Consider the following 2609-nt stretch of genomic DNA (forward strand, 5'->3'; position numbering starts at 1 on the left):
CGCCAGGCGTAAGCCGGGAGCGAGAACTGCGGCGCCAGCCACCGCTGCCAGCGCGCCGCCAGCAGCGCGTGCAGCGGCGCAGCCAACGCCAGCAGCACCCATTCCCACGGCGCCAGGAACCACGCCTGCCACAGCGCCGCGCCGCACAGCAGCAGCGCCAGCACAGCCCCCTTGCCGGCCGCCCACAGGCCGCCGGACAGCCAACGCGCGACCCACCCACCTTCGGCGAACTGCGCATGCTGCAGGCGCTTGCGCAGCATGAAGCCCAGCCACAGCCCCCACGCCGGCAGCGCCGCCAGCAAGGCCAGCGCCACCAGCCACTGCAGCGGCACCAGCCGGTGCAGCTGGCTGCCTGCCGCCCACAGCAGCGCCAGCCACGCCCAGCCCAGCGCCCAGGTGCGCAGCGGCGCGCGCGACATCAGTGCACGTGGCCCCAGTACAGCAGCGCGTCGCGCCCTTCCACGGACAGCGACACCTCGGCCCCCACCGGCAGCAGCACCTTGGTCGCCACGTGGCCGAAGGGCAGGTTGGTCAGCACCGGGACGGACAGCTGTGCGCGCAGCCAATCCACCACGCTTTGCAGCTTGAAGCCACGGTCGTGCGGCGCGAGCCGGTATTCCGTGAACTGCGCCAGCACGATCGCCCGCTGCCGCGCCAGGATCCCCGCATGCAGCAGCTGCGTGAGCAGGCGCTCGATGCGGTAGGGGTGCTCGCCCACGTCTTCCAGGAACAGGATCCCGCCCTCGACCTGCGGCAGGTACGGCGTGCCCGCCAGCGAGCACAGCACCGCCAGGTTGCCGCCCCACAGCCGCGCCTGCGGCACGTACAGTTCCGGCACGGCCGGACTGCCGTCGGCCAGCGGCTTCTCGCGCCCGAGGCGCCAGCCCGCACCTTCGCCCTGCCCGGTGAACAGGTCGTCGAGGCAGGCGAGCATGATCTCGTCGGGCTCGCCCACCACCCCCAGGTCGCCCACCAGCGCCGGGCCGGCCCAGGTCGTGGCGCCAGTGCGCGCCAGCAGCGCCAGCTGCAGCGCCGTGAAATCGCTCATGCCGACGAAGCGCATTCCCTGCTCCACCGCTCTTGCCAGGGCTTCGTAGGGAAGGTCCGGCAGCAGCCGTGTCAACCCGTAGCCGCCGCGGCTGATCAGGGCGACATCGGCCCCGCTGGCGGCCGCGCGCCGGATGGCCGCCAGGCGCGTGGCGTCGTCGCCGGCAAAGCGGCTGTGGCTCGCCAGCGCGTCCGGATCCACCTCGACCTCGTGCCCGAGCGCCTGGAGGCGCTTCACGCCGCGGCGAAAGGCCGCCCGATCGCGCACTGCGCCCGAGGGCGAGTAGATGTAGATGTGCTGCGGGCCGTGGTGGTGCCTGCAGGCGGCGGGACTGTGCGCGTGTGCGTCGTGGTGGTGGTCGTGCGGCAAGGCGGTGTCAGGCGCCGGGCGCCCGCTCCGTGTCGTCCGGGGGACGGGGGAAAAAGTATGGCACGGCCGCCCGCGCGAGCCGGCCCGCGGCCTCGGGCGTGTCCAGGCAGGCACTGGGGTCCACGCCCAGGCTGCGCGCGCCGATGGCGGGAACGCCCGCCGCGCCATCGGCTTCGGCCGCCTGGGGCCAGCGCGCCAGGGCGCGCGGGCCGGCGCGGTGGCCGGCGTCGGGGTACGGCGCATCGCAGGGCGTGGTCCCTGCGTCGACCGACAGCACCGCGTAGATGCGCCCGGGCGCGAGCGCCGCCAGCGCATGTGCCCACGCCGCTTGCTGCGCCACCAGCACCACGCAGCGCAGGTCCAGGCGCTCCACCAGCGCGTCCAGCACCTGGCGGTGCCACGCGGGCGTGTGCGCCTGTTCCCTCTTCGGCTTGTCGCTGCGGCCGAAACCCGGCAGATCGGGCACGACCACGCGTTGCCCCGCTGCCGCCAGCGCTGCCGCCAGGTGCCGCAGGCCGTGGCTCCAGGAGTGCGGCCCGTGCACCAGCAGCCAGGTGGGCGCCTGCGGCGTCGGCGCGCCGGTGTCGACATAATGCAGGCGCAGCCCCTCCAGGGGCGGCAGGTCGCTCAGGTACCGCGCCGGCCACGCAGGCCCCGGCAGGCCGGCAAAGCGCGCCTCCGGGGTGCGCAGCGCATCCGGCCTCAGCGGGTATTGCGGGCGCCGCGCCCGACGCCGCGCGCGAAAGAACTCCTCCAGCAGGGCCGCGCATGGCCCGGCCAGCACGCCCCCCTCCACCCGGGTGTGGTGGTTGAGGCGCGTGTCGGCGAACAGATCGATCACCGATCCTGCCGCGCCGGTGCGCGGATCCCGGGCGCCATAGACCACTCGCGCCACACGCGCGTGCAGCAGCGCTCCGGCGCACATGGGGCAGGGCTCGAGCGTCACGTACAGCGTGCAGCCCTCGAGCCGGTAGTTGCCCAGCCGCTGGCCTGCCGCGCGCAGCGCTTCGACCTCCGCGTGGGCGCTCGGATCGCAACGGGCGAGCGAAGCGTTGCGGCCGGTGGCCACAAGCTCGCCTGCGCGCACCACCACCGCGCCCACCGGCACCTCGCCCGCCGCGCTCGCGGCCCGGGCCTGCTCCAGCGCCAGACCCATCCAGCGGGCATCGGCCGCAGCGTCGGCCCGCCCGGC

2 protein-coding genes and 1 pseudogene are annotated in these 2609 nt (G+C 74.9%); all 3 read right to left on the reverse strand.

Annotation, left to right across the window (positions count from 1 at the left end; all coding sequences use genetic code 11):
- Window positions 1-419, reverse strand: a pseudogene (locus A612_RS14840) (hypothetical protein); the annotation flags it as partial.
- On the reverse strand, window positions 419-1417 hold the full coding sequence (locus tag A612_RS14845; protein ID WP_019375231.1) for an LD-carboxypeptidase: 999 nt from the start codon (window positions 1415-1417) through the stop codon (window positions 419-421). The pseudogene A612_RS14840 and the gene A612_RS14845, both read right to left, overlap by 1 nt.
- A 7-nt stretch (window positions 1418-1424) precedes the next feature.
- A partial coding sequence (gene tadA, locus A612_RS14850) for a tRNA adenosine(34) deaminase TadA (protein WP_019375232.1) occupies window positions 1425-2609 on the reverse strand: 1185 nt, incomplete at its 5' end.

The sequence above is a fragment of the Melaminivora alkalimesophila genome, assembly GCF_000282995.1.
Classification (GTDB): Bacteria; Pseudomonadota; Gammaproteobacteria; order Burkholderiales; family Burkholderiaceae_C; genus Melaminivora; species Melaminivora alkalimesophila.